This is a genomic window from Mesorhizobium sp. M7A.F.Ca.MR.245.00.0.0 (assembly GCF_003997415.1).
GTDB lineage: Bacteria > Pseudomonadota > Alphaproteobacteria > Rhizobiales > Rhizobiaceae > Mesorhizobium.
On record NZ_RZTE01000023.1, the window covers coordinates 12,744 to 15,417 of the forward strand.

Here is a 2,674-nt window from a genome sequence, read left to right on the forward strand (position 1 = left end):
GTCACTGGGTTACACGATAGAGGCCGAGCGACAGCTTGTCTCCCGACGAATAGTTGAGGCCGTCGACCTCGGCAACGCGGTTCGCCGACTTGCCTTGCGCCGCCAGCAACCCATTCAGTTTCTGCTCGTCGCCGACCTGCGCCAGAGCCAGCGCGCAGGCAGGATCGCCAAGCAGATGCTTGGCGACGCCATCGACATCGGTCAGGACGGTCTTGGTGCCGACCAGGAACACCAGGCTCGGCTCGTGATATTCCGCCGAAGCGAGCACCGTGGTGTCGCAAGGCCTGTTGGCCTGGAACGCCGCCTCGATCGCCGGGCTCAGCCAGATCGGCTTCAGCGAAGGCGCGATGACGCCGAACAACAGCCCATAGGTGATGCCCGCGCAGACGGCGATTGCGCCGATGCGCAAGAGCGGCACTTGCAGTTGTCGCGAAAAAGCAAAATATCCCGCCGCCAGAGCCGCCGCGGCGGCCGGGATGCTCCACCAGTAGAAGGCGCCGGTGAGATAGATCGGCGCTCCGACGCAGACCGCCGCCAGGCCAAGGCTGACCACGGCAAGACCGAATGCGGTCGACCACCACAACCAGTCCTGCCAGCGCCTGAGCGGCGCATTCGCCTCCTGCGGCGGCAAGGTCAACAGCCAGCCGATCAGCAGCGCCATGCCGGGATAGGCCGGCAGGACATAGTGCGGCAGCTTGGTCGGGATCAGCTCGAACACCAGCCAGAACGGAATGTACCAGGCGAGGCAGAAACGCAGCCGGGGATCGTCGCGCAGACGGTTGAGGGCCTGCAGCCCGGCGCCGACCGCGATCAGACCGAACGGCCACATGAACAAGGAATAGGTCAGCATGTAGAAACCGGGCGGCAGACCGTGCGATTCCTCCCCCGAGGCGACCTTGGCCATCATGTCCTTGCCGACGGCATCACTGAGAAAGGCGCCGCCGCTCTTCCAGGTGATGAGGGCGACCCAGGGCAGCACGATGAGCAGCACCAGGGCGGCACCGCGCACGAGCTTCAGCTTCAGGAGCCAGCGCCAGTCGCGCTCGAAGGCAAACAAGGCGGCGACCGTCAGCACCGACAGGAGCGGAGCCACCGGCCCCTTGATAAGGATTCCAAGGCCTTGAGCAGCCCAGAAAATCCACGGCAGGTGGGCGGCTACCGGTTCGTTCCGGCGCGCTGCCAGATAGATCTGGGCGAGCGCGCCTTGCGCCGCCACGCAGCAGGCCAGCAGCATGGCGTCAGTCTTGGCGTCACGGCCCTCGAAGGCGGTGGCGAAGATAGCCGCCATCATCAGGCCGGCGGCGAGACCGGCATTGGCCCCGAACAGCTTGGTGCCTGTCCAGGCAATGCCGACGACGGCCAAGGCAATGCCAAGCATGGAGACGAGGCGGTAGACCCAGATCGGCGCCGCCGCCCCCTCGCCGCTCAGCGCCACGGCCGCCGATTGCAGCCAGTAGATGCCGATCGGCTTCTTGTAGCGCGAGGCATCCTGAAAACGGATGTCGACATAGTCGGAGGTTTCGACCATCTGCTTGGTGGCCTGGACAAAACGGGATTCGTCCCGGTCGACGGGTGGAAGGCTCGCCAGTCCGCTGAAAGTCATCAGCACGCTGAACAGAAAGAGAAAAAGATAGTTCCTGTTCATCGCGGAGCTTTCCGGATCTGATCTGCGGGATGGCCCCGTCGCGGCGCCTCAGGCCCTGCCCTGCGCGGCGCCTCAATACGCCAGCCCAAACGACGAAGCAAGGATTCGCAAATGCCATCCGCGCGGGCACCAAAACCGGAAACCACTTTTGCTGATCGCTGGACCTTTGTCTGGCGCACGATCAGTCGCAAAACCGGAAACCACTTTTGCTGATCGCGCTTGGATGCTAAACGCCCGCGTTCATGCACACCCGAGCCACGCTGGCCGGACGCTTTCGGGAAAGAAAAAATGCCTGCCTTCAAATCGGATTTCCTGCGCACGATGAGCGAGCGCGGTTTCATCCACCAGACTTCGGATGATGCCGGTCTCGACACTATCTTCGCCAAGGAAACGGTGACGGCCTATATCGGCTTCGACGCCACCGCCAAGAGCCTGCACGCCGGCTCGCTGATCCAGATCATGATGCTGCACTGGCTGCAGCAGACCGGTCACCGGCCGATCGCGCTGATGGGCGGCGGCACCTCGATGATCGGCGACCCGTCCTTCAAGGACGAGGCGCGCAAGCTTTTGACCCCGCAGGACATCGAAGACAATCTGGCTGGCATCCGCCGCAACTTCATGCCCTACCTCAAATTCGGCAGCGGTCCGAACGACGCCACCAATGGTCAACAACGCCGACTGGCTGATGGAGATCAACTACGTCAATTTCCTGCGCGATGTCGGCCGTCACTTTTCCGTCAACCGCATGCTGGCGTTCGATTCCGTCAAGCTGCGGCTCGATCGCGAGCAGTCGCTGTCGTTCCTCGAATTCAACTACATGATCCTGCAGGCCTATGATTTCGTCGAGCTCTACAAGCGTCTCGGCTGCCGCCTGCAGATGGGCGGCTCCGACCAATGGGGCAACATCATCAACGGCATCGATCTCGGCCGCCGCATGGAGGACGCGCAGCTCTATGCGCTGACCACGCCGCTGCTCACCACCTCGTCGGGCGCCAAGATGGGCAAGTCGGCTTCGGGCGCGGTCTGGCT

The 2,674-nt window shown here is 63.3% G+C and carries 1 protein-coding gene and 1 pseudogene; one reads left to right on the forward strand and one right to left on the reverse strand.

Annotated features, from left to right (window positions below):
- Position 1 precedes the first annotated feature (1 nt).
- Positions 2-1,645, reverse strand: coding sequence for a glycosyltransferase family 39 protein (locus tag EOB80_RS21700; protein WP_127329629.1), 1,644 nt, complete (start codon positions 1,643-1,645; stop codon positions 2-4).
- A 288-nt stretch (positions 1,646-1,933) separates the two neighbouring features.
- On the opposite strand from EOB80_RS21700, the pseudogene tyrS reads away from it, so the two are divergent.
- Positions 1,934-2,674 (forward strand): annotated as a pseudogene (gene tyrS / locus EOB80_RS35455) (tyrosine--tRNA ligase); the annotation flags it as partial.